Genomic DNA, 20,189 nt, shown 5'->3' with positions numbered 1-20,189 from the left:
TGCAGCCTCCTGTGGGCGAGAGCTCACGCGGCGACCCGCTCGGGCTGATCCGCGTTCAGAGCCGTGATGCCCTTGGTCGCGGCGATCGTGCCCTTGAGCTTCTTGGCGAGCGCCTCAAAGAACATGCTGAGCGGAAACTCGTCCGGAAGCACGTCGTCCACGAGCTTGCGCGGCGGCTGCGTCATGTCCAGGGCGTCGGGGCCCTTGGCCCACTTGGAACCCGGGTGCGGGGCGAGGTAGGTCGAGACCAGCTCGTACGCCTTGAACCAGTGCACGAGCTTCGGGCGGTCGATGCCGGCCCGGTACAGGTCCTCGATCTCGGCGCACAGCTGGTTGGTGACCTGCGGGGCGCGCATCCAGTCGATCTTCAGCTTGTTGTCCGTCCAGCGCACGACGTCGTGCTTGTGGAGGTAGGCGAAGAGCAGCTGGCCACCGAGGCCGTCGTAGTTGCGGTTGCGGTCGCCGGAGACCGGGAAGCGGAACATCCGGTCGAAGAGTACGGCGTACTGCACGTCGCGGCCGTGCTCGTTGCCCTCGGACTCCAGCTTCACGGCCTCCTTGAAGGCGGTGAGGTCGCAGCGCAGCTCCTCCAGGCCGTACATCCAGAACGGCTGGCGCTGCTTGATCATGAAGGGGTCGAACGGCAGGTCGCCGTGGCTGTGCGTGCGGTCGTGCACCATGTCCCACAGGACGAAGGCCTTCTCGCAGCGCTCCTGGTCCTCGACCATGCGGGCGATGTCCTCGGGCAGGTCGATGCCCAGGATGTCGACGGCGGCCTCGGTCACCTTGCGGTAGCGGGCGGCCTCACGGTCGCAGAAGATGCCGCCCCACGTGAAGCGCTCGGGGGCCTCGCGCACGGCGATGGTCTCCGGGAAGAGCACGGCCGAGTGGGTGTCGTAGCCCGGCGTGAAGTCCTCGAAGGTGATGCCGAGGAAGAGCGGGTTGTCGTACCGGGTGCGCTCCAGCTCGGCGAGCCACTCGGGCCACACCATCTTGAGCACGACGGCTTCCAGGTTGCGGTCCAGGTTGCCGTTCTGGGTGTACATCGGGAAGACGACGAGGTGCTGGAGCCCGTCGGCGCGCTCGGCGGCCGGGTGGAAGGCCAGCAGGGAGTCGAGGAAGTCCGGCACCTTGAAGTCGTCGGCGGCCCACTTGCGCAGGTCGGCGACGAGCGCCCGGTGGTACGCGGCTCCGTGCGGGAGCAGCGGCGAAAGCGTCTCGACGGCGGCGATCACGCGGTCCACCGCGGCCAGGACGGTGGCACGGCCGTGCGCGCCCTCGACCTCGAAGTCGATGGAGCCGTCCTTGGCCTGCCAGGGCCGGATCTCCTCCACGGCGGCCTTGAGCTCGGGCCACGCGGGGTGGTCGACCACCCGCGCTTCGGCGGTTATCACGGCGCCGCCGGTACCGGGCACAAGAGTTTCCGTCATGTCACTTCCTCCACAGGAGAACCTCACGTATGGGCAGAGTATGCGTGCGAGGCTCTTCCCCTCAAGAGGGAACTCGGGAAATTATCCTGCGTCACCCCCCACTTCACCGGAAGTCTTCCCGTCCATCACTGCGGAATTGAGCACTCCGCCCAATTGCGCCAAGGCCTCCCCGGCCGGCGGCCCCCCTGTCGGCCGGGGAGGGGCCGGTGGGGCCCGACGGGCGGCAGAGGCGCACATCACACCTCCCGGAAGTGCGGAATGACCTTTTCGCCCCACTGCCGCAAGGTCTCCAGGCAGGCCTCCTGCTCGACCGTGCCCATCTGGATCAGGCACATGACCTCGTCGGCACCCGCCCGCCGCAGCCGTTCCACGTACGCGATGGCGTCGTCGGCGCTCCCGTAGGCGTGGTCGGCGTTGAAGGTGGCCGTCGAGGTCGGCCGGACCGGGATGTCCAGCTCGTGCAGCCGGGCGACCGCCTGCTCGGCGGCCCTGCGCATCTCGGCGGGCTCGTCGGCGCCCGCCACCACGGCCTCGTCCGGGATGCCGGCCCCGCCGTACCAGTGGCCGATGGACTGGGCGAAGAAGCGCTGCCCCCGGGTGCCGATCCGGCGCGCCTCCTCGCGGTCGTCGAGCACGATGGTCGGGCACAGCACGGAGAAGTGGTCGTTGACCACCGTGGACACGAACCCGCTGCCGTCCCGGCCGGCGATCGCGGCGTCGTAGACGGAGCGCATCCCGGCGATGGACTCGGGGCCCGCGAAGCCCATCACCAGCGCCCCGATCCCCAGCTCGGCCGCCCGCACCAGGGTCTCGCCCCGGCTGCACGCCAGGAACAGCGGCGGATGGGGGGTCTGCCGCGGCCTCGGCAGGATCGGGTGCGGGTCGATGTCGATCAGCTCGCCGTGATACTCCAGCTCCTCCTCCCGCCAGGCCCTGCCGATGATCCGCAGCGCCTCCTCCACCTCGGCCGTGGTGCGGTCCCGGTCCACCCCGCACAGGGAGGTCTCCTGCGCGGTGCCGCCCCGCCCGGCCCCGAGGTCGAGGCGCCCTCCGGAGAGCAGGTCGAGCATGGCGGCCCGCTCGGCGACCCGTACCGGGTGGTTGAAGTTGAAGGGCATGCACACGACGCCGTGCCCGATGCGTATGGTGCTGGTCTTGGCGGCGACCCAGGTCAGGAAGACCTCCGGGGCGGACATGTGCGCGTACCACTTGAGCGAGTGGTGCTCGACCGCCCAGATCCGGTCGAATCCCATCCGTTCGGCCAGCACGGCCTGCTCGACGCAGTCGCGGATCACCTGGTGCTCCCGCTCCACGGTCGGGTCGGCAAGTTGGGCTTCGAAGATCACGGAGAATTTCACTGTGCCTCCAGGGTTGCGTCGTGTACCCGGTCTCACTTCAATTCGAAATATGACTAGTAGTCATGAGTCGAAGAAGCAAGAGCTGCCGCCGACCGCGTGGGCCGTTCTGGGCCTGCTCTCCTTCCCGGGCGAACGGACGGGCTACGAGCTGAAGAAGTGGGCGGACTCCTCGCTGCGCTTCTTCTACTGGTCACCCGCCATCAGCCAGATCTACGCGGAGCTGCGCCGTCTGGAGGAACTGGGCTACGCGGCCTCCGTCCGCTCGGGCCCCGAGGAGGCGCGCGCCAAGCGGCGTTACGCCATCACCGGCGCGGGGCGCGAGGCGCTGGCCGGCTGGGCCGCCGACACCGGCGAGGCCGGGCCCCCGGTGCTCAAGCACGGGCTGCTGCTGCGGATCTGGCTCGGCCACCTGGCCGAGCCGGAGCAGCTGCGCGGGATGGTCGGTGAGCACGTGGAGCGCACGCGGGGCGAGCTGGCCGCCGTGCGGGAGGCCATGGAGCACGCGAGCGGCGTACCGGACTGGACCTTCCCGGCCCTCGCGCTGCGCTGGAGCGAGCGGCAGCACCTGGCGGAGCTGGAGCTCGCCGAGGCCCTGCTCACCGACCTGGACGGGCTGGCCGGGGCCCGGCGGGAGCCGGGCCGTCAACCCGACGGGGACGCGCCCACGCCCGGGTGACGCGGCAGGCGCGGCAGCGCACCCGGAGGGGCGCACAACCCTGGCGGGAAGCGGCCGGGGCGCTCCTCCGGGGCCGTGCACGCCCGGTCCCTTCGCACTCGCGGCGCACTAGCATGCGACCTCATCACGCGCGGCCGGTCGGGACACCAGAGCCGCGCGGGGAGCCGCCGTCGACGGAAGCGAGAGAACCTTGACTTTCCTCACCATCGGTCACCGCGGGGTCATGGGTGTCGAACCGGAGAACACCCTGCGGTCGTACCTCCGAGCGGAACGTTGCGGCATGGACGTCATCGCTCTGGATCTGCGTCTGAGCAAGGACGGAGCGCTCGTCGCCGTGCACGACCCCGAGGTGGACCGGACGACCGACGGCTCGGGGGCCGTCGCCGATCTGACCCTGGCCGAGCTGCGCGAGCTGGATGCCGGTCAGGGCGAGCGCGTGCCGGTCCTGGAGGAGGTGCTGGACGCGGTCCGGTTGCCGCTCCAGGCGTCCGTCGGGGACCCGGCCACCGCCTCGGTGCTCGCGGAGCTGATCCTGCGGCGCGACCTGACCTCCCGGGTCGAGGTGGCCTCCACCCGCGAGGCGGTGCTCGCCGAGACGGCCCGCCTGGTGCCGGGGGTACGGACCGTGCTGTACGCGGCCTCGCCCGGCGGCGAAGCCGGGTCGGTCGTGGACCGGGCGCTGGCCGCGGGCGCCGCGACGATCGCCGTGGACATCCGGCGACTCAGCCTGGAGACGGTGGAGTCGGCGCACGCGGCGGGCCTGCGCGTGACGGGCCGGGCGGTCGACACCCTGGACCTGTTGCGGCTCGCGCGGGCGCTGGGACTGGACGGCGCGGCCACGGACTTCCCGGAGATCCGCAGCACCGGCCGGTTCACCGCCTGACGGCGTGGGCGGCGGCGGCTCCGCAGCGCCCCCGGCCCCGGCCCGTGCCCAGGCCACCGCTCCCGCCATCGCTCAGAGCGACTTGACCAGCAGCTCGAAGGCCAGGTCGTCACGGAGCGGGACACCGAAGCGCTCGTCGCCGTAGGGGAACGGGCTCATCTCGCCGGTGCGCCGGTAGCCGCGGCGCTCGTAGTAGGCGATGAGCTCCTCCCGGACGTGCACCACCGTCATCCGCATCTCCTTGGCGCCCCAGGTCTCGCGGGCGCGGCGCTCGGCCTCGGCCAGGATCTCCTTGCCGAGGCCCGCGCCCTGGAGACCGGGGCGGACGGCGAACATCCCGAAGTAGACGTGGTCGTCGCGGTGTTCGAGCTGGCAGCAGGCGACGAGTTCACCCGCGCGCTCGACGACGAGCAGGACCCCGTCGGGGGCGGCGATGACGGCACGGACCCCGTCCGGGTCGGTGCGCTGGCCGTCCAGGTAGTCGGCCTCGGTGGTCCAGCCGGCCCTGCTCGCGTCCCCGCGGTAGGCGGACTCGACGAGCTCCACCAGTTCCGGCACGTCCGCCTCGACGGCGCTTCGGAAACTCAGGGCTTCGGGCTGGGCGGTCGTCATCGGGCGCTCCGTTCAGTGCGGCGGCATATGACATGCCGGGAAGGCACGCAGAGCCTAACCCGGAGCCGCGTGAGGGTGCGGTGAGAGGGGCATCTCTCACCGTGACGCCGACGAACCGGGAGGTTCCGCCGTGCACGGTTCCGCCACTTCGCTCGCCACCCCCGTCTCCTCCTGGCTGCTGGTGCTGCTGTGCGCGGTGAGCGGCGCGTACTGCCTGCGGCGGGCGCGGGGTTCGGGCGGCGCCGCCGGGGAGGCGGTGATGGGTTTCGGGATGGCGCTGATGGCCGTGCCCCTCGGCGGGGGCGACGACGGGTGGCGGGCGCCGGTGCTGGGGGTGGTCTTCTGCGGCGCGGCCCTTCACGCCCTGTGGCTGCTGCGGGGCGGATCGCACCATGCGCACCACCTGGTGGGCTCGCTGACGATGGTCTACATGGCCCTGATGGCCGGGTCCGGGCCGGGGCACGGGCAGGAGCACTCCCCGGCGGCGGGGCCGCCCCTGCTGACGGGTGCCCTGCTCCTCTACTACGCGGGGTACGTGATGCTCGGCGGAACCCGGCTGATCACCGCGGGCGGCACCGTCTCCCGGCGGCCGGCCGCCGGCCGCGACGGACCCGCCGAGCTCATCCGCGCCTGCCGACTCGCCATGGGAATGGGGATGTTGGCCATGCTGCTCACGATGTGACGGCGCCGACGGACGTGTCCTGCGTCACCAATGGCCCGAGGGCGTACCCGCAGGTAGTCCCTCGCTCATAGGCTGGCGGCCATGATGGTCCCCGCCGTTCTCCTGTTGCTCGGCGCCCTGACCGCGGTGCTCGCCCCCCGTCTGCTGGCCCGGGCCCGATGGCCCGAGCGTGAGCCGGTCGTCGCCCTGTGGGTGTGGCAGTGCGTGGTCGGCGCCGTGCTCCTGTGCTTCGGGCTGTCGATGCTGCTGAGCGCGGCGGCCGCCTGGCTGGCGGTCCGGGGCCGGCTGTTCGCCTCCGCCCCGCACGGGGTGGTCGACGCCTACGCCCTCGGTGCGGCCGGCGGACCCTGGGCCGTCGTCACCGCGCTCGCGCTGGCGGGCGGCGGGCTGTGGACCGGGGCGATGCTGACCGGTGAGGTGCTGCGGGCGCGCGCCCGGCGGCGCGCGCAGGGCAGCGAACTGCTGGTACGGGCCCCGCTGCTGCCCGGGGAGGACCCGACGGGCGCGCGGCTGGTCGTACTGGAGGGTCCCCGGCCGGATGCCTGGTGGCTGCCGGGAGCGGCGCCGCAGCTGGTGGTCACGACGGCGGCGCTGGGCCGGCTGAAGGGCAGCCAGCTGGACGCCGTGCTCGCGCACGAGCAGGGGCACGCGGCGGCCCGGCACGACTGGCTGCTGCACTGTTCGCGGGCGCTGGCCCGGGGCTTCCCGCAGGTACCGGTCTTCGCGGCGTTCGAGGCGGAGATGCACCGGCTGGTGGAGATGGCCGCCGACGACACGGCCTCCCGGCGGTACGGGCGGCTGACGATCGCGCTGGCGCTGGTCGGACTCAACGAGGACCGGGGGGTGTTCGGGACCTCCTCGCCCGAGCACGCGCACGTCCCGCAGCGCGTGCGCAGGCTGCTGTCGGCGGCGCCGCGGCTCTCCCCCGGCCGCCGGCTGCGGCTGACGGCGCTGGCCACGCTGGTCCCGGCGATCCCGCTGGTGGTGGCCTTCGTACCGGGGCTGAGCGCCCTGGCGTAGCGTGCGCTCCCCCGGCGCTGCCCACCGCTGTCCGACGGCGGGTGGTGCGAGGATCGCAGCATGCGGAACGATCACTTGCGGTGGACGGGCATCGGCTGTGCCCTGCTCGGAGCGGTCCTGACGGCGCTGGTGGTCGCGCGATGGCGGCCCCTGATCGCCTACGACGAGCGGGTCAGCGGGGATCTGCACGCCCACGCCGTCACCCACCCCGGGGTCACGCACCTGATGCGGGTGCTCAGCGACTGGGTGTGGGACCCCTGGACCATGCGGGCGCTGGCGGTGGCCGCCTGTGCGCTGCTGTGGTGGCGGGGCCACCGGGGGCGCGCGCTGCGGGTGGCGGTGGTGACGCTGGCGGCGTCGGTGCTGCAGCAGGGGCTGAAAGTGCTCGTGGGGCGGGAGCGTCCGGTGTGGTCGGACCCGGTGGACTCGGCGCAGTACGCGGCCTATCCGTCCGGCCACGCCATGACGGCGACGGTGGTGTGCGGACTGCTCCTGTGGCTGCTCCCCCGGCCGGGCCCGGGCGGGTGGCCGGTCGCCTGGGCGGTCGCCGCGTGGGTGGTGGCGGTGGTCTCGGTGCTCGGGGTCGGCTTCACCCGCGTGTACCTCGGGGTGCACTGGCCGTCGGACGTCCTGGCGGGCTGGCTCCTGGGCGTGGCCCTGGTGGCTCTCGCGACGTCCGTGGCCGTCCGCGAACGCGGCTGCGACCCGGTGGAGCGGTGAGGGTACGGCGTGCCTGCCCTGGATGATCCCCCGTGTCACCCAGAGCAGGCGACCCCGTGCGCTGAGTATATTGGCCGGGAGCCAGTCAACGCAGGAGTAAGCATGTCCCCGCGCAGCGCATCGGTCAATGAAGAATTGCGCAGACGTTCCCGGGAGCGGCTGCTGCAGTCCACGGTCGAACTCGTGGCCGAACACGGCTACGAGGCCACGACGCTCGGCGACATCGCCGACCGGGCGGGGGCGGCACGCGGCCTGGTCTCGTACTACTTCCCGGGCAAACGGCAGTTGCTGCAGTCCGCGGTGCACCGGCTGATGCACCTCACCCTGTACGCCGCGCTGGAGCGGGAGCCCCGCAGCGAGTGCGGGCGCGAGCGGCTCGCGCGTGCCGTCGACGCGGTCCTGGGGCTCGCCCGGGACGAACCGCTGCTCATGCGCACGCACATGGCGGGCATCCTCACGGCCGAGGGCTTCGTGCAGTGCCCCGAGCAGCAGCGGCTGGCGGAGCTGCTGCGGGACACCGTCGTCCGGTACGGCTCGGCGGACCCGGACGCGGACTACCCGCTGCTGCGGGCCCTGTTGATGGGCGCGGTCGTGGCGATCCTGCTGCCCGGCGCCCCGATGCCGGCGCGTCGGCTGCGGGCCGAGCTGTTCCAGCGCTACGGGCTGGACTGGGAGCTCGGAGTTCCGCCGGACGGCGGGCCGCCCGGCGGAACGTCGCCCTCACCCTCCTCGCACCCCTGAGCTCAGCAGGTCACAGGTCATCGGCCATAGGGGCACAGGTCAGTGGTACTCGGGCTGGCTCTGCACGTTGAGCCGGTCCATCCACACCCACTTGGCGCTCTCGGTGCGCCAGTCGTCGAGCCGCAGCACGTCGAGGCCCTTGGCGATGTCGTTCGAGTAGATGTGCCCGTTGTAGTAGTACGCCGACCAGGACCCGCCGAGTCCGAGCTGGTCCGTCGTCAGCGGTCCGCGCTCGAAGTACGCGATCTCCTTGGGCCGGGCGGAGTCGGTGAACTCCCATACGGAGACGCCACCCTGGTACCAGGCCTGCACCATGATGTCGCGACCGCCGCCGACCGGGACCAGCGAGCCGTTGTGGGCCACGCAGTTCTCGGTGTCGGCCTGGTGCCGGGGGATCTTGAAGTAGCCGCGGAAGACGAGTTTGCGCTGGTCGCCGCGGCCGGTGATGTCGTAGATGCCGTCGGCGCCCCGGTTCGGACCGGTGGCCTCGTTGCAGGTGGCGCCGACACCGCCGCCGAGTTCGTCGGTGAACACCACCTTGTTCGCACGCTCGTTGAAGGTGGCCGAGTGCCAGAACGCGAAGTTCACGTTGTCCTGGACGCGGTCGATGACCCGCGGCTGCTCGGGCCTGCTGATGTCGAAGAGGATGCCGTCACCCATGCAGGCGCCGGCGGCCAGGTTCTTGGACGGCAGCACGGTGATGTCGTGGCAGCCGGTGGTCTTGGAGACTCCGGGGTTGGTGGGCCCGCCCGGGTTGCCGCCGTCGGGGAAGAGGACCGGGAAGGCGACGACCGCGGCCTTCGTCGGCGCCTTCTTCGGGACCTTCACGACCGAGATGCCGTCGTGCGGCGGCTTGCAGTCGGGGAAGGCCTCGTTCGGGGAGTACGAGGCGACGTAGAGGTAGATGTCGCGGTCGCCCGGCACCAGGGTGTGGGTGTGCGAACCGCAGGCGGTCTCCACGGACTTGATGTACTTGGGGTTCTTCTTGTCCTTGATGTCGAAGATCTTGATGCCCTCCCACGAGGACTTCTCCGTGGCGGGCTGCGAGACGCTGTTGCAGGAGTCGTCGCTGCGCGAGGAGTCGGTGGAGAGGAAGAGCAGGTCGCCGTGGACGGAGACGTCGTTCTGGCCGCCCGGGCAGAGCACCTGGGTGACGGTCTTCGGTGCCTTCGGATTCGCGATGTCGTAGATGGTGAAGCCGCTGTAGCTGCCCGCGTAGGCGTACCGGCCCTGGAAGGCCAGGTCGGTGTTGATCCCCGTGGGGTCGCTGCTGGGGATGTTGGCCAGCGGCTTGATGTTGGCGCTGTGCACGATCTCGTCCTGGCCGGGAATGTCGCCCGGGGCGAGTTCACGGCCTTCGGCGGGGCTCGCGCCCTGCCGGTTTGCACTGCCGGGTGATAAGTCCCCCGGGTCGGGGGTGGCGGCCGCCGGTCCGGCGGCCAGGAGCGTGGTGAGGAGCCCGGCCGCGGCGACGGCCACCCCGAGCTTCCTGTTCCGCACCCGCCTGGTGTGTAGCGAGGTCACTGTGCCCTCCCTTGAGAGCCCGATCGGTTCCGCCCGCGAGGGAGCGGAACCAGGACCCCGGAAGTATCTTCCCTTCATGGACATGGCAAAAGACCTCAGGGGTATCCGCTGGGCCTTACTGGCGCCGCCCGTCCGGTTCGCCGCCGTGCTGGCGGCGGCCGCCGGCCTCCTGCTGACGCTCTCCGGCTGCCAGGGGGACGGCGGACCGGACCGGGCCGACGACGGACGGACCACGGTCGTCGCGCCGGGCAGGCCGGGCGAGAAGGCCCGTCACCTCACCCCCGAAGAGGCCGCGAAGGCGAAACCGGACGACAGCCCGAACGCCGCCGACCACGCCTACGTGTCGCGCATGGTCGAACACCACCGGCAGGCGCTGACGATGAGCGCACTGGCCCCCGAGCGGGCCGCGGCGGACGGGGTCAAGCGGCTGGCGGAGCGGATCACGGCGGCCCAGAAACCCGAAATCGGCGCGATGGAGAAGTGGTTGGCCCTCCATCCGGCCCCAGCCGCGGGCTCCGGCGGGCACGGGCAGGGCCACGACCACGGCGCGATGCCGGGCATGGCGACCGAACAGCAGCTGGCGGACCTGGCCGCGGCCCGGGGGGCCGCGTTCGACCGGCTCTTCCTGAAGCTGATGACCGCCCATCACGAGGGCGCCGTGACGATGGCCGGCGAGGCGCTGGCGGGCGGGAACAACGTGGCGGTCGAGGAGATGGCCACCGAGGTCGTGGCCACGCAGAGCGCCGAGATCCACCGGATGCGCGCGATGGGCTGACTCCGCGGGGGGCCGGTGTCATGCTGGGACCACCTGCGGGAGGAGCTCCGCCGTGCTTCGTGTCGCCGTCGTCGGATCGGGCCCCAGCGGGGTCTACGCGGCCCAGGCGCTCGTGCAGCAGCGCGAGGTGCCCGGGGTGCGGGTGGACGTGCTGGACCGGCTCCCCGCGCCCTACGGACTCGTCCGGTACGGGGTCGCCCCGGACCACGAGAAGATCAAGTCGCTCCAGGGCAGCCTGCGCACCGTGCTGGAGGACGAGCGGATCCGCTTCCTCGGCAACGTCGAGGTCGGCGGCGAGGCACTGCCCACCGGCCGGCTGCTGGAGCTGTACCACGCGGTGGTGTACTGCGTGGGCGCCGCCCGGGACCGGATGCTGGGGATCCCGGGCGAGGAGCTGACCGGGGTGCACTCCGCCACGGCCTTCGTGTCCTGGTACAGCGGGCACCCGGACGCCGCCGCCGAGGCCTTCGACCTGCCCGGCGTGGACACGGCGGTGGTGGTCGGGGCCGGCAACGTCGCGGTGGACGTGACCCGGATCCTCGCCCGCGGCACGGCCGAACTGGAGCCGACGGACATGCCGCAGCCGGCCCTCGGCGCGCTCGCGGAGAGCGGGGTGCGCCAGGTGTCGATGGTGGCCCGGCGGGGTCCCTCGCAGGGCCGGTTCACCACCAAGGAACTGCGCGAGCTGGGCACGCTGCCGGGCGTGGACACCTGGGCCGATCCCGCCGAACTGGCACTCGACCCCGTGTACGGGGACCCCGCGGCGGCGGCCGCCCTGCCGGCGGTGGCGCGGCGGAACCTGGAGGTGCTGCGCGGCTGGGCCGCAGCGGCACCGGGCGCGGACGCCGGGCCGCGCCGGATCGCCCTGCGGTTCTACCTGCGGCCGGTGGAGATCCTGGGCGGGCCGGACGGCCGGGTCACCGGGATGCGCTTCGAGCGCACCGCCCCGGACGGCCGGGGCGGGGTGACCGGGACGGGCGTGCACGAGGACATCGGGGCGCAGCTGGTGCTGCGCTCGGTGGGGTACAAGGGCGTTCCGCTCACCGGGCTGCCCTTCGACCCCGCGAAGGGCACGGTCCCGCACGCGGCGGGCCGGGTGCTGCGCGCGGGCCGGGCCTCGGTCGGCGAGTACGTGGCGGGCTGGATCAAGCGCGGCCCGACCGGGGTGATCGGCACGAACCGGCCGTGCGCGAAGGAGACCGTGTCCTCCCTGCTCCAGGACGCGGGGGCGCTGGCCCGGCGCGACCTCCCGGGCGACCCGCTGGACGCCCTGCGGGCGGCGGGTCTGCGCCCGGTCCGGTGGCCGGGGTGGCTCGCCATCGAGGCGGCCGAAACCGATCTGGGACGCTCCCTGGGCCGACGCTCCGTCAAGATCCCGGACTGGCAGGGCCTGCTGGGCGCGGCGCGCGCGGGCCGGGCGTAGGCCGGTTCCCGCGGAAGTGCTTCCGGGTGGTCCTCCCGCCGGAACGCCCTCGGGCGGGAGTGTCGCCGTCCCGGCCCCGCGCACGCGGGCCGATCATGTCGCTGGAACGACGGCCCGGAGCAGTTTGCGGATGGAGTGTCATGGCATCGAACGGATTCCGCCGGTCATGGAGCGGGTGGCGGCCCTGGGTCCTGGGGGTGGTGACGACGGCGTCGCTGATTGCGACCCCCTCGTACGCCGGGGCGGCGGCCGGGGCGGACGCGGCCGTCCGGAACCAGCCGGGCGGCGCAATCCGGGCTGCCGGGAGTGCCGACCGGTGCCCGGACCACTGCGAGGGCCCCGGTGTGCCCCTCGGTGACGTCACGGTGATCAAGGAGGACGGGCTGACCGGAAACCCCCTGGGCGGCGCCGTCTTCCAGCTCTGGGAGGAGACCAACGGCATCCCGGGCCTCCAGACCACCGGCAGCGACCCGGACACCTCCATCGGCGGCACCTGCACCACCCCGGCCGACGGCACGTGCACCCGCACCCTGCCGACCGGCGTCTACTACTGGCTGGAGACCCAGGCCCCGCCCGGCTACGACCTGCCCATCAACCCGGTGTTCGGCCCACTGGTACTGACGGAGGAGAACATCGCCGAAGGCGTGACGGTGACCGCCGAGAACACGGCCACGCCGCCCGTGACCGCCGGTGAGGTCGCCTGACCCGCCCCTCACGACCCCGGCCCGGGGGCGGCCGTCAGGCCATGTCCATGGCAGGTGTCGCGCCCGTTCCGGACTCCTCAGCCGGTCCAGACCTTGTGGGTCATCTCGACCTGCCAGCCGTCGCCCAGCTCACGGCACAGGGCGGTGTAGGCGGTCTCCGCCCGCCGGCGGAACAGCCGCCACTCTTCCGCCGGCCACGGTGACGGGTCCGGCGGGTACTCCCAGTCGATCGACGACTGGTACCACGCGCACAGTCCCGCCAGTTCGGTCCGGGTCTGCGCACTGATCGGCAGCCGCTCCAGCTCGCAGGGGGAGCCGTACGGACTGTCCAGGTCCGGGGCGTCCGGGGGCCCGGCCACAGCGGGGTGTGCGGGACGCCGGCTTCGAAGAAGAACCGCAGATGGGGCATGCCGCACCCTCTCACGCGCCGCGGCTCAGGGCGCGAGCCGGGACGCCTCGGCCGCGGCCGCCGCGAGGACGCTGTCGAGGAGGCCGGGGAAGAGGGTCTCCAGTTCTTCCCGGCGCAGGGCGTTGAGCTTGGTGGTGCCGCGGTAGGCCTGGCGCACGACGCCGCTCTCGCGCAGGACGCGGAAGTGGTGGGTGGTCGTGGACTTGGTGACCGGCAGGTCGAAGTACGAGCAGGCCAGGTCCTCGGCCGAGGCGGCCAGGTCCAGGACGATGGACAGCCGGACCGGGTCGGAGAGCGCGTGCAGCACGCCCTCCAGGCGGATCTCGCGCGCCTCGGGGTGGGTGAGGGTGCGGGAGGCGTCCCGTTCCGTCATGTCCCTGCTCCACTCACTCGGTCGGTCCGCTCCGGACGCTGTGGGCCCCATCGTACGAGAGCCGTCGAAGAAGGCGGGCGGGTCCCGGAAAGCGGTGGTACGGCTCCGGCGCCCGCACCCCGGAGCCGTACCCGCGTCACCAGGAGCGGTGGTACTGCTCGGGCGTACGGATCTCCGCGCCCAGCTCGGCGGCCGCGCGGCGGGCCCAGTACGGGTCGCGCAGCAGTTCCCGGCCCAGCAGGACGGCGTCGGCCTCCCCGTTGGCGAGGATCTTCTCGGCCTGCTCCGGTTCGGTGATCAGGCCGACGGCGGCCACGGGCAGGGCGGTCTCGGCCTTGACCCGGGCCGCGAAGGGCACCTGGAAGCCGGGGCCGACGGGGATCTTCGCGTGCGGGGCCAGGCCGCCGGTCGAGACGTCGAGCAGGTCCACGCCGTGTTCCAGCAGCAGCCCGGCCAGGCGGACCGTCTCGTCGCCGGTCCAGCCCTCCTCCTCCAGCCAGTCGGTGGCGGAGATGCGGAAGAACAGCGGGAGCTCCTCGGGCCACACCGCCCGTACGGCGTCGACGACTTCGAGGGCGAAGCGGGCGCGGTTCCCGAAGGAGCCGCCGTACTCGTCGGTGCGCCTGTTGCTGTGCGGGGAGAGGAACTCGCCGATGAGGTAGCCGTGGGCTCCGTGGATCTCCACGACCTCGTAGCCCGCGGCGAGCGAGCGCTCGGCGGCGGCGGCGAACTGGCGGGTGATCTCCCGGATCTCCCCGACCGTCAGCTCGTGCGGCACCGGGTGGTCCTCGGAGAACGGCAGGGGGCTCGGGGCGACCGGCTGCCAGCCGTGCGCCTCGGGCCCGACCGGGCGCCCGCCCTTCCAGGTGCGGTCGGTGGAGGCCTTGCGGCCCGCGTGGGCGATCTGGATGCCGGGGACGGCGCCCTGGGCCTTGACGAAGGAGGTGATCCGGCGCAGTGCCTCGACCTGGGTGTCGTTCCAGATGCCGAGGTCGTAGGGGGAGATCCGGCCTTCCGGGGAGACGGCGGTGGCTTCCTGGAGGATCAGTCCGGTACCGCCGGTGGCGCGGGCGGTGTAGTGCGCGAAGTGCCAGTCGCCGGCCACGCCCGCGTTCGGACCGAAGGCCTCGGCGCTGTACTGGCACATCGGGGCCATCCACACCCGGTTCGGGATGGTGACGGAGCGGAGCGTGTAGGGCGCGAACAGGGCGGCGAAGGCGGCGGGTGCAGCACTCATCAGGCTCTCCAGATACGACCGGGCATGCCGGGGATCGACTAAGTACGAGAGACACCGTACTACGAGTTTCCTCGTACTACGAGACCTCTCGTACAAGCTCGTCGAGTTCCGCGCGCAGCGCCCCGGCCAGGGCCGCCAGATCCGGGACGGCCGCCGCGTCGGCGACCAGCCCGTAGTGGACCGTCCCCTTGTACGTGGAGACCGCGACGGCCAGCGACTGCCCCCGGGCCAGCGGGGCGAGCGGATAGACCTCGCGGACCGGGCTGCCGCCGAGGGTGAAGGTGAAGCTCGGCAGCGGCACGCTGGTGACGAGGATGTCGAAGAGCAGCCGGGCGGCCTGGGCCACGAGCGGGCCGCCGAGCCGGTGGCCGAGCGGGTGGACGTGGTCGGCGAGCAGGGCCACGGCCCCGGCACCGCGGGCGGGTCCGGCGTCCTTGTTGCGGTCCATGGCGGCGCGCACGCTGTCCAGGCGGCGCAGCGGATCGGCTTCGGCGAGCGGCAGCCGGAGCAGATATCCGGAAAGCCGGTTTCCGGCGCCTCCCGAGCCCGCGACCCCGCGACGGCGGGAGACCGGGACCAGCGCGCGCGGGCCCGCGCCCCAGGGCTCGGGATCGCCCCGCTCCGCCAGCCAGCGCCGCAGCGCGCCCGCGACCAGGGCGATCAGCACGTCGTTGACGGTGCCGCCGGCGCCCTTGCGGACGAGGTTGACCTCGTCCAGGTCCAGCGCGAGGCCGGCGACCGCCCGGGCGCCCGAGCCGGTGGAGTCCGCGGTGAGGGCCGTGGGCACCCCGAGCGGCAGTCCGGCCCGGGCCACGGCGGCGCCGATCTCCAGGGCCTGGCCGACGTCCTGGACCCGGGCCGCCAGGATCCCGGGGAGCCGGCGCAGCACGGAGCCGCCCCGCTGCTCGGGGACCGGGCGCACGGGCGGCCGCGGGGCCGTGCCTTCGTCGAACAGGGTGGCCGCGAGGGCCAGCGCGCCCAGGCCGTCGGCGAGGGCGTGGTGGAACTTGAAGAGCACCGCGAAGGAGTCCGGATCGGGTCCGGCCAGTACGTGCGCCTCCCACGGAGGCAGCGCCCGGTCCAGCGGCCGGGCCATCAGCGGTCCGGCGGCCGCGTGCGGGACGGCCTCGCCGGTACGGACGAGGAACACGTGCCGGGCCGGGTCGAAGCCGGGGTCCGGCGACCAGGCGGCCGCACCGACGGGCAGCAGCACGTCGCGGATCCGGCGGCGCAGGCGGGGCACGGCCGCGCAGCGCGCGGTGAGCAGGTGGGCGGCCCGCTCCGCGGCGCCGGGGCCGGTGGCGCGGAAGACGGCGAGGGCGCCGAGGTGCATGGGGTGGTCGGCGGATTCGATCCGCCAGAAGGCGAGGTCGAGCGGGGACAGGTGCTCGGTGGCCACATACGTCCTCTCGCGTGCGGCGGCAGTGACCTGAAGTCAATCCATTGTGGACACCTACATGCAAGCAGCAATCATTTCAGGCCGGTAAATGATCGGTATTGATCTGCTCATCCGTAGCTCTGCGCCGTCCACCGGGTCACTGTCACCGGACAGGTGCAGACTGGCCGAAAACATACTCCTCAAGGAACGCCCGCCGAGGGCGACGAGGCCCGGAGGTACCGGCCATGACCGACGCAGTGCTGCTCGTGGGGACCCGCAAAGGACTCTTCGTCGGACGACGCCGGGGCGAGGAGCCCTGGGTCTTCGAAGGACCCCATTTCAACGCGCAGGCCGTCTACGCGGTCGCCGTGGACCGGCGGGGGCCGGTGCCCCGGCTGCTGGCCGGCGGGGACAGCGCGCACTGGGGGCCGTCCGTCTTCAGCTCCGACGACCTCGGGGCGACCTGGCGGGAACCCGCCGCGCCCGCGGTGAAGTTCCCCCAGGACACCGGGGCCTCCCTGGAGCGGGTCTGGCAGCTGCAGCCGGCCGGCCCCGAGGCCCCCGGCGTGGTGTACGCGGGGACGGAACCGGCCGCGTTGTTCCGCTCGACCGACCGGGGCGACTCCTTCGAGCTGGTCCGCCCGCTGTGGGAGCACCCGAGCCGCGGGAAGTGGGTGCCGGGCGGCGGCGGCGAGGGCCTGCACACGGTGATCACCGACCCCCGCGACCCGGACGCGGTGACCGTGGCCGTCTCCACCGCCGGAGTGTTCCGGACCAGGGACGGCGGGGCCAGCTGGGAGCCGTCCAACCAGGGGGTCTCGGCGGTGTTCCTGCCGGATCCGAACCCGGAGTTCGGCCAGTGCGTGCACAAGATCGCCCAGGACGCCGGGGACACGGACCGGCTCTACCTCCAGAACCACTGGGGCGTCTACCGCAGCGACGACGCGGGCGGCCGGTGGACCGACATCGGCGGCGGCCTGCCCTCCGACTTCGGCTTCGCGGTCGCGGCCCATCCCCACCGGCCGGACACCGCCTACGTCTTCCCGCTCAACGCCGACTCCGACCGGGTCCCGGCCGAGCACCGGTGCCGGGTCTTCCGCACCCGGGACGCGGGCGCCACCTGGGAGCCGCTGACCCGCGGGCTCCCGGCCGGGGACCACTACGGCACGGTGCTCCGCGACGCGCTGTGCACGGACGACGCGGACCCGGCGGGCATCTACTTCGGCAACCGCAACGGCGAGGTGTACGCCAGCCACGACGACGGCGAGAGCTGGCACCTGCTCGCCGAGCACCTGCCCGACGTCCTGTGTGTGCGGGCGGCCACGTTCGGCCAGTAGAGTGATCCACCGTGGCAGCACGACCGTTGAACGAGATCGTCGAGCCGGGCTGGGCCCGTGCTCTGGAGCCGGTGGCGGGGCAGATCGCCGCCATGGGCGACTTCCTGCGCGCCGAGATCGCCGCGGGGCGGACCTACGTACCGGCCGGGGCCCATGTGCTGCGCGCCTTCCAACAGCCTTTCGACGAGGTCAAGGTACTGATCGTCGGGCAGGACCCCTATCCCACACCCGGGCACGCGGTGGGCCTGTCCTTCTCGGTCGCCCCCGACGTGCGGCCGGTACCGCCGAGCCTCGACAACATCTTCCTGGAGATGCACCGGGACATCGGCACCGGCCGCCCGGCGAACGGCGACCTCACCCCGTGGACCCGGCAGGGCGTCCTGCTGCTCAACAGGTCGCTCACGACCGCGCCCCGGCGCTCCAACGCGCACCAGGGCAAGGGCTGGGAGGCCGTCACCGACCAGGCCATCCGGGCCCTGGCCGCGCGCGGCAAACCGCTGGTCTCCATCCTGTGGGGCCGGGCGGCCCGCAACCTGCGGCCGCTGCTCGGCGAACTGCCCGTCGTGGAGTCCTCGCACCCCTCCCCCAAGTCCGCCGACTACGGGTTCTTCGGCTCCCGGCCGTTCAGCCGGACGAACGAACTGCTGGTGGGCCAGGGTTCACAGCCTGTGGACTGGCGCTTGCCGTCCGTCAGTTGAACGTATCTGATATTCACCGGATAAATACGGACAGATGCCTCGCGGGAAGGCCCTGCCCGAACACCTTGTTCCGATAAGCCAGTAGCATGCGGCGCCATGAGCTCCCCCACTGGGCCCGCAAATGGCCTGCCCGTACGAATGCCGCGACCCCGCCAGACCGGACGGCACCGCCGGCCCGAGCCCGCGGTGGCGCCCGAGGGCGCGCCCGCGCTGGTGCTCGCCGTGCCCGGTGCCCCCTCGGCCGCCTCGCGAGGGCTCGCGGAAGAGATCATCAGCATCGGCCGCTCCGAGCTGCCGGGCCTCGACGCCCGGATCGGCTTCCTCGAAGGTGACGACGCCACCGAGTTCCCGTCCCTGTCCGGCGTGCTGACCGCCGTCGCGACCGAGCGCGTCGCGCGCGCGGAGTTCGCCCGCGCCGCCGGCCACGAGGTGCCCGCGCCGACCGGCCCGGACGCCGTGGTCGTACCGCTGCTGGCCGGCCCCGACAGCGATCTGCTCCGCCGGATCCGCCAGGCGCTGATGGACTCCTCGGCCGCCGCCGAACTGGCCGACGTGCTCGGCCCGCACCCGCTGCTGGCCGAGGGCCTGCACGTGCGGCTGTCCGAGGCGGGCCTGGCCCGCGCCGACCGCGCCCGGCTCTTCACCGTGACCACCGCCGCCGACGGCATCGTCCTGGCCACCACGGGTGGCGAGGAGGCCGTACAGGCCGCCGGGATCACCGGCATGCTGCTGGCCGCCCGGCTCGCCGTGCCCGTCAAGGCCGCCGCGCTCGACCAGGAGGGCTCGGTGGCGTCGGTCGCCGAGCAGCTGCGCCGCGAGGGTTCCACGCTGCTCGCGCTCGCCCCGTACCTGATCGGACCGGAGGCCGCCGACGGGCTGCTCGACACCGCCTGCAAGGAGGCCGACTGCGCCACCGCCGAGGTGCTCGGCGCCTACGGCGCGCTCGGCAAGCTGGCCGTGGCGCAGTACGCCGCGGCGCTGGGGATCGCCCAGGACGCCGCCGCACACTGACCCGTCCGCACCGGCACGACGCGAAGGGCCCCCGCCGGCCACGGTCTCCCGTGGCCGACGGGGGCCCTTCCCCGTGCCCCGCGCGGCCGCGTCAGCCGAGGACCACGCAGGTGGCCGCGGGCACGGCCAGGGAGCCGGCCCGGTGCGGCTGCCCGGCCAGCGGGTCCACGTCGAACCAGGTGACGTCCCCCGAGCGCTCGTTGGCGGCGTAGAGCCGGTTCCCCGAGGGGGCGACGGTGAGATCGCGCGGCCAGGCACCCCCGCAGTCCACGGCGCCGGTGAGCTGCGGCTTTGCGGGCCCGTCGGCGAGGGAGAGGGTGACGATCACGTCGGCTCCGCGGACGGCGGCCCAGACGAAGCGGCCGTCGGGCGATGCCACGATCGCCGAGGGGTAGGCCCTGACGGCCCCTGAGGTGCCCCTGGAGGCCACTGGAACCTCACCGACCGGTTCCAGTCGCCCGGACGCCGCGTTCCAGCGGCAGACGGTCACCTGCGGCTCCAGCTCGTGCAGTACGTACGCCACCGCGCCCCCGGGGTGGAAGACGAGGTGGCGGGGGCCGGTCCCGGCGCGCAGCGGGGTCTCGGTGTGCACCCGCGGCGCCCCGGTCGCCGGGTCGAGCGCGCAGACCCGTACCGAGTCGGTGCCGAGGTCCACGCTCAGCACCCAGCGGCCGGTCGGGTCGGGCAGCACCTGATGGGCGTGCGGGCCTTCCTGACGGCCGGTGTCGGGGCCGGAGCCCTGGTGCGGCAGGACACGGGAGGGCCCGCCCGGGCGGCCGTCGGGGGCGAGCGGGAGGCTGCCGACGCTGCCGGAGGTGTAGTTGGCGGTGAGCAGCCTGCGCCCGGCCACGCTGAGGTGGGTGGGTCCGGAGCCTCCGACGCGGACGGCCGCGCCGAGGGGGGCGAGGCCCGTCACGGTGCGCCGGAAGGCGGTGACCGTGCCCGGCTCGGTCTCGTTCACCGCGTAGAGCACACCGGTGGACCGGGCGAGCGCGAGGTATGAGGGGTCCTCGGCGGCGGTGACGGCGAGCGGGGTCAGCGCCCCGGTCTTCGGATCCACGGCCGCCGTGGTGATCCCGCGGCCGCCCGCCGAGGTGAACGAGCCGATGTAGGCCCGGGGTTCACCGCTCCGGTCCCTGATGTCCGCACCGCCCACGTCTGACCCCTCTCACCGCTGCCGGATCCGTCCCGAGCCGAC

21 protein-coding genes are annotated in these 20,189 nt (G+C 73.2%); 12 read left to right on the top strand and 9 right to left on the bottom strand.

Going from position 1 to position 20,189, the window contains the following annotated elements:
• Window positions 1-23: 23 nt before the first annotated feature.
• Both Sspor_RS36045 and Sspor_RS36040 read right to left on the bottom strand, forming a co-directional pair.
• On the bottom strand, window positions 24-1,430 hold the full coding sequence (locus Sspor_RS36045) for a DUF6421 family protein (protein WP_202202852.1): 1,407 nt from the start codon (window positions 1,428-1,430) through the stop codon (window positions 24-26).
• Between the two features lie 236 nt (window positions 1,431-1,666).
• Window positions 1,667-2,788: an LLM class flavin-dependent oxidoreductase gene (locus Sspor_RS36040; protein WP_202202851.1), complete on the bottom strand. Its 1,122-nt coding sequence runs from the start codon at window positions 2,786-2,788 to the stop codon at window positions 1,667-1,669.
• 49 nt (window positions 2,789-2,837) lie between these two features.
• On the opposite strand from Sspor_RS36040, the gene Sspor_RS36035 reads away from it, so the two are divergent.
• Window positions 2,838-3,464 (top strand): PadR family transcriptional regulator, encoded by a 627-nt coding sequence (locus Sspor_RS36035; RefSeq protein WP_202202850.1) that lies wholly within the window; start codon window positions 2,838-2,840, stop codon window positions 3,462-3,464.
• Between the two features lie 190 nt (window positions 3,465-3,654).
• Window positions 3,655-4,347 (top strand): glycerophosphodiester phosphodiesterase, encoded by a 693-nt coding sequence (locus Sspor_RS36030; protein ID WP_202202849.1) that lies wholly within the window; start codon window positions 3,655-3,657, stop codon window positions 4,345-4,347.
• 72 nt (window positions 4,348-4,419) lie between these two features.
• Here Sspor_RS36030 and Sspor_RS36025 read toward each other — a convergent pair whose 3' ends face one another.
• Window positions 4,420-4,959 (bottom strand): GNAT family N-acetyltransferase, encoded by a 540-nt coding sequence (locus Sspor_RS36025; RefSeq protein WP_202202848.1) that lies wholly within the window; start codon window positions 4,957-4,959, stop codon window positions 4,420-4,422.
• A 130-nt stretch (window positions 4,960-5,089) separates the two neighbouring features.
• Here Sspor_RS36025 and Sspor_RS36020 point away from each other — a divergent pair, with 130 nt between their 5' ends.
• From Sspor_RS36020 to Sspor_RS36005, 4 genes are all read left to right on the top strand, one after another.
• On the top strand, window positions 5,090-5,641 hold the full coding sequence (locus Sspor_RS36020) for a DUF5134 domain-containing protein (protein WP_202202847.1): 552 nt from the start codon (window positions 5,090-5,092) through the stop codon (window positions 5,639-5,641).
• 81 nt (window positions 5,642-5,722) lie between these two features.
• Entirely contained in the window at window positions 5,723-6,661 is a 939-nt protein-coding gene (locus tag Sspor_RS36015; protein ID WP_202202846.1) for a M56 family metallopeptidase, read from the top strand.
• Window positions 6,662-6,721: 60 nt separating this feature from the next.
• Window positions 6,722-7,381 carry a phosphatase PAP2 family protein gene (locus Sspor_RS36010; RefSeq protein WP_202202845.1) on the top strand — a complete coding sequence of 220 codons (660 nt, stop codon included), beginning with the start codon at window positions 6,722-6,724 and terminating at the stop codon, window positions 7,379-7,381.
• A gap of 102 nt (window positions 7,382-7,483) precedes the next feature.
• A complete protein-coding gene (locus Sspor_RS36005) occupies window positions 7,484-8,122 on the top strand; it encodes a TetR/AcrR family transcriptional regulator (protein WP_202202844.1) in 639 nt (212 codons plus the stop codon).
• 39 nt (window positions 8,123-8,161) lie between these two features.
• Here the strand turns inward: Sspor_RS36005 and Sspor_RS36000 are convergent, their stop codons facing one another.
• Window positions 8,162-9,646: an LVIVD repeat-containing protein gene (locus tag Sspor_RS36000; RefSeq protein ID WP_202202843.1), complete on the bottom strand. Its 1,485-nt coding sequence runs from the start codon at window positions 9,644-9,646 to the stop codon at window positions 8,162-8,164.
• Window positions 9,647-9,722: 76 nt separating this feature from the next.
• Between Sspor_RS36000 and Sspor_RS35995 the strand changes: the two genes are divergently transcribed.
• From Sspor_RS35995 to Sspor_RS35985, 3 genes are all read left to right on the top strand, one after another.
• Window positions 9,723-10,421 carry a DUF305 domain-containing protein gene (locus tag Sspor_RS35995; RefSeq protein WP_373318880.1) on the top strand — a complete coding sequence of 233 codons (699 nt, stop codon included), beginning with the start codon at window positions 9,723-9,725 and terminating at the stop codon, window positions 10,419-10,421.
• A 52-nt stretch (window positions 10,422-10,473) separates the two neighbouring features.
• Entirely contained in the window at window positions 10,474-11,844 is a 1,371-nt protein-coding gene (locus tag Sspor_RS35990) for an FAD-dependent oxidoreductase (protein WP_202202842.1), read from the top strand.
• Window positions 11,845-11,984: 140 nt separating this feature from the next.
• Complete coding sequence (locus tag Sspor_RS35985) at window positions 11,985-12,548, top strand: prealbumin-like fold domain-containing protein (protein ID WP_202202841.1); 564 nt, start codon at window positions 11,985-11,987, stop codon at window positions 12,546-12,548.
• Between the two features lie 77 nt (window positions 12,549-12,625).
• Here the strand turns inward: Sspor_RS35985 and Sspor_RS35980 are convergent, their stop codons facing one another.
• From Sspor_RS35980 to Sspor_RS35965, 4 genes are all read right to left on the bottom strand, one after another.
• On the bottom strand, window positions 12,626-12,907 hold the full coding sequence (locus Sspor_RS35980; RefSeq protein ID WP_237404179.1) for an immunity protein CdiI family protein: 282 nt from the start codon (window positions 12,905-12,907) through the stop codon (window positions 12,626-12,628).
• Between the two features lie 75 nt (window positions 12,908-12,982).
• On the bottom strand, window positions 12,983-13,330 hold the full coding sequence (locus Sspor_RS35975) for an ArsR/SmtB family transcription factor (RefSeq protein WP_202202840.1): 348 nt from the start codon (window positions 13,328-13,330) through the stop codon (window positions 12,983-12,985).
• Window positions 13,331-13,466: 136 nt separating this feature from the next.
• A complete protein-coding gene (locus Sspor_RS35970; protein ID WP_202202839.1) occupies window positions 13,467-14,567 on the bottom strand; it encodes an NADH:flavin oxidoreductase/NADH oxidase in 1,101 nt (366 codons plus the stop codon).
• Window positions 14,568-14,643: 76 nt separating this feature from the next.
• On the bottom strand, window positions 14,644-15,966 hold the full coding sequence (locus Sspor_RS35965; RefSeq protein WP_202202838.1) for a wax ester/triacylglycerol synthase family O-acyltransferase: 1,323 nt from the start codon (window positions 15,964-15,966) through the stop codon (window positions 14,644-14,646).
• Window positions 15,967-16,190: 224 nt separating this feature from the next.
• On the opposite strand from Sspor_RS35965, the gene Sspor_RS35960 reads away from it, so the two are divergent.
• From Sspor_RS35960 to Sspor_RS35950, 3 genes are all read left to right on the top strand, one after another.
• On the top strand, window positions 16,191-17,282 hold the full coding sequence (locus Sspor_RS35960) for a WD40/YVTN/BNR-like repeat-containing protein (RefSeq protein ID WP_202202837.1): 1,092 nt from the start codon (window positions 16,191-16,193) through the stop codon (window positions 17,280-17,282).
• Window positions 17,283-17,293: 11 nt separating this feature from the next.
• A complete protein-coding gene (locus Sspor_RS35955; RefSeq protein WP_202202836.1) occupies window positions 17,294-17,980 on the top strand; it encodes a uracil-DNA glycosylase in 687 nt (228 codons plus the stop codon).
• 96 nt (window positions 17,981-18,076) lie between these two features.
• On the top strand, window positions 18,077-18,991 hold the full coding sequence (locus tag Sspor_RS35950; protein ID WP_202202835.1) for a sirohydrochlorin chelatase: 915 nt from the start codon (window positions 18,077-18,079) through the stop codon (window positions 18,989-18,991).
• Window positions 18,992-19,082: 91 nt separating this feature from the next.
• On the opposite strand, the gene Sspor_RS35945 is transcribed toward Sspor_RS35950, so the two are convergent.
• Window positions 19,083-20,147, bottom strand: a complete 1,065-nt coding sequence (locus Sspor_RS35945) for a lactonase family protein (protein ID WP_237404178.1) — start codon at window positions 20,145-20,147, stop codon at window positions 19,083-19,085.
• Between the last annotated feature and the right edge of the window lie 42 nt (window positions 20,148-20,189).

This window comes from Streptomyces spororaveus, from assembly GCF_016755875.1.
Taxonomy (GTDB): Bacteria; Actinomycetota; Actinomycetes; order Streptomycetales; family Streptomycetaceae; genus Streptomyces; species Streptomyces spororaveus.
Note: the sequence above shows the minus strand (reverse complement) of the source record. Positions and strands in the feature narration are given on the sequence as shown.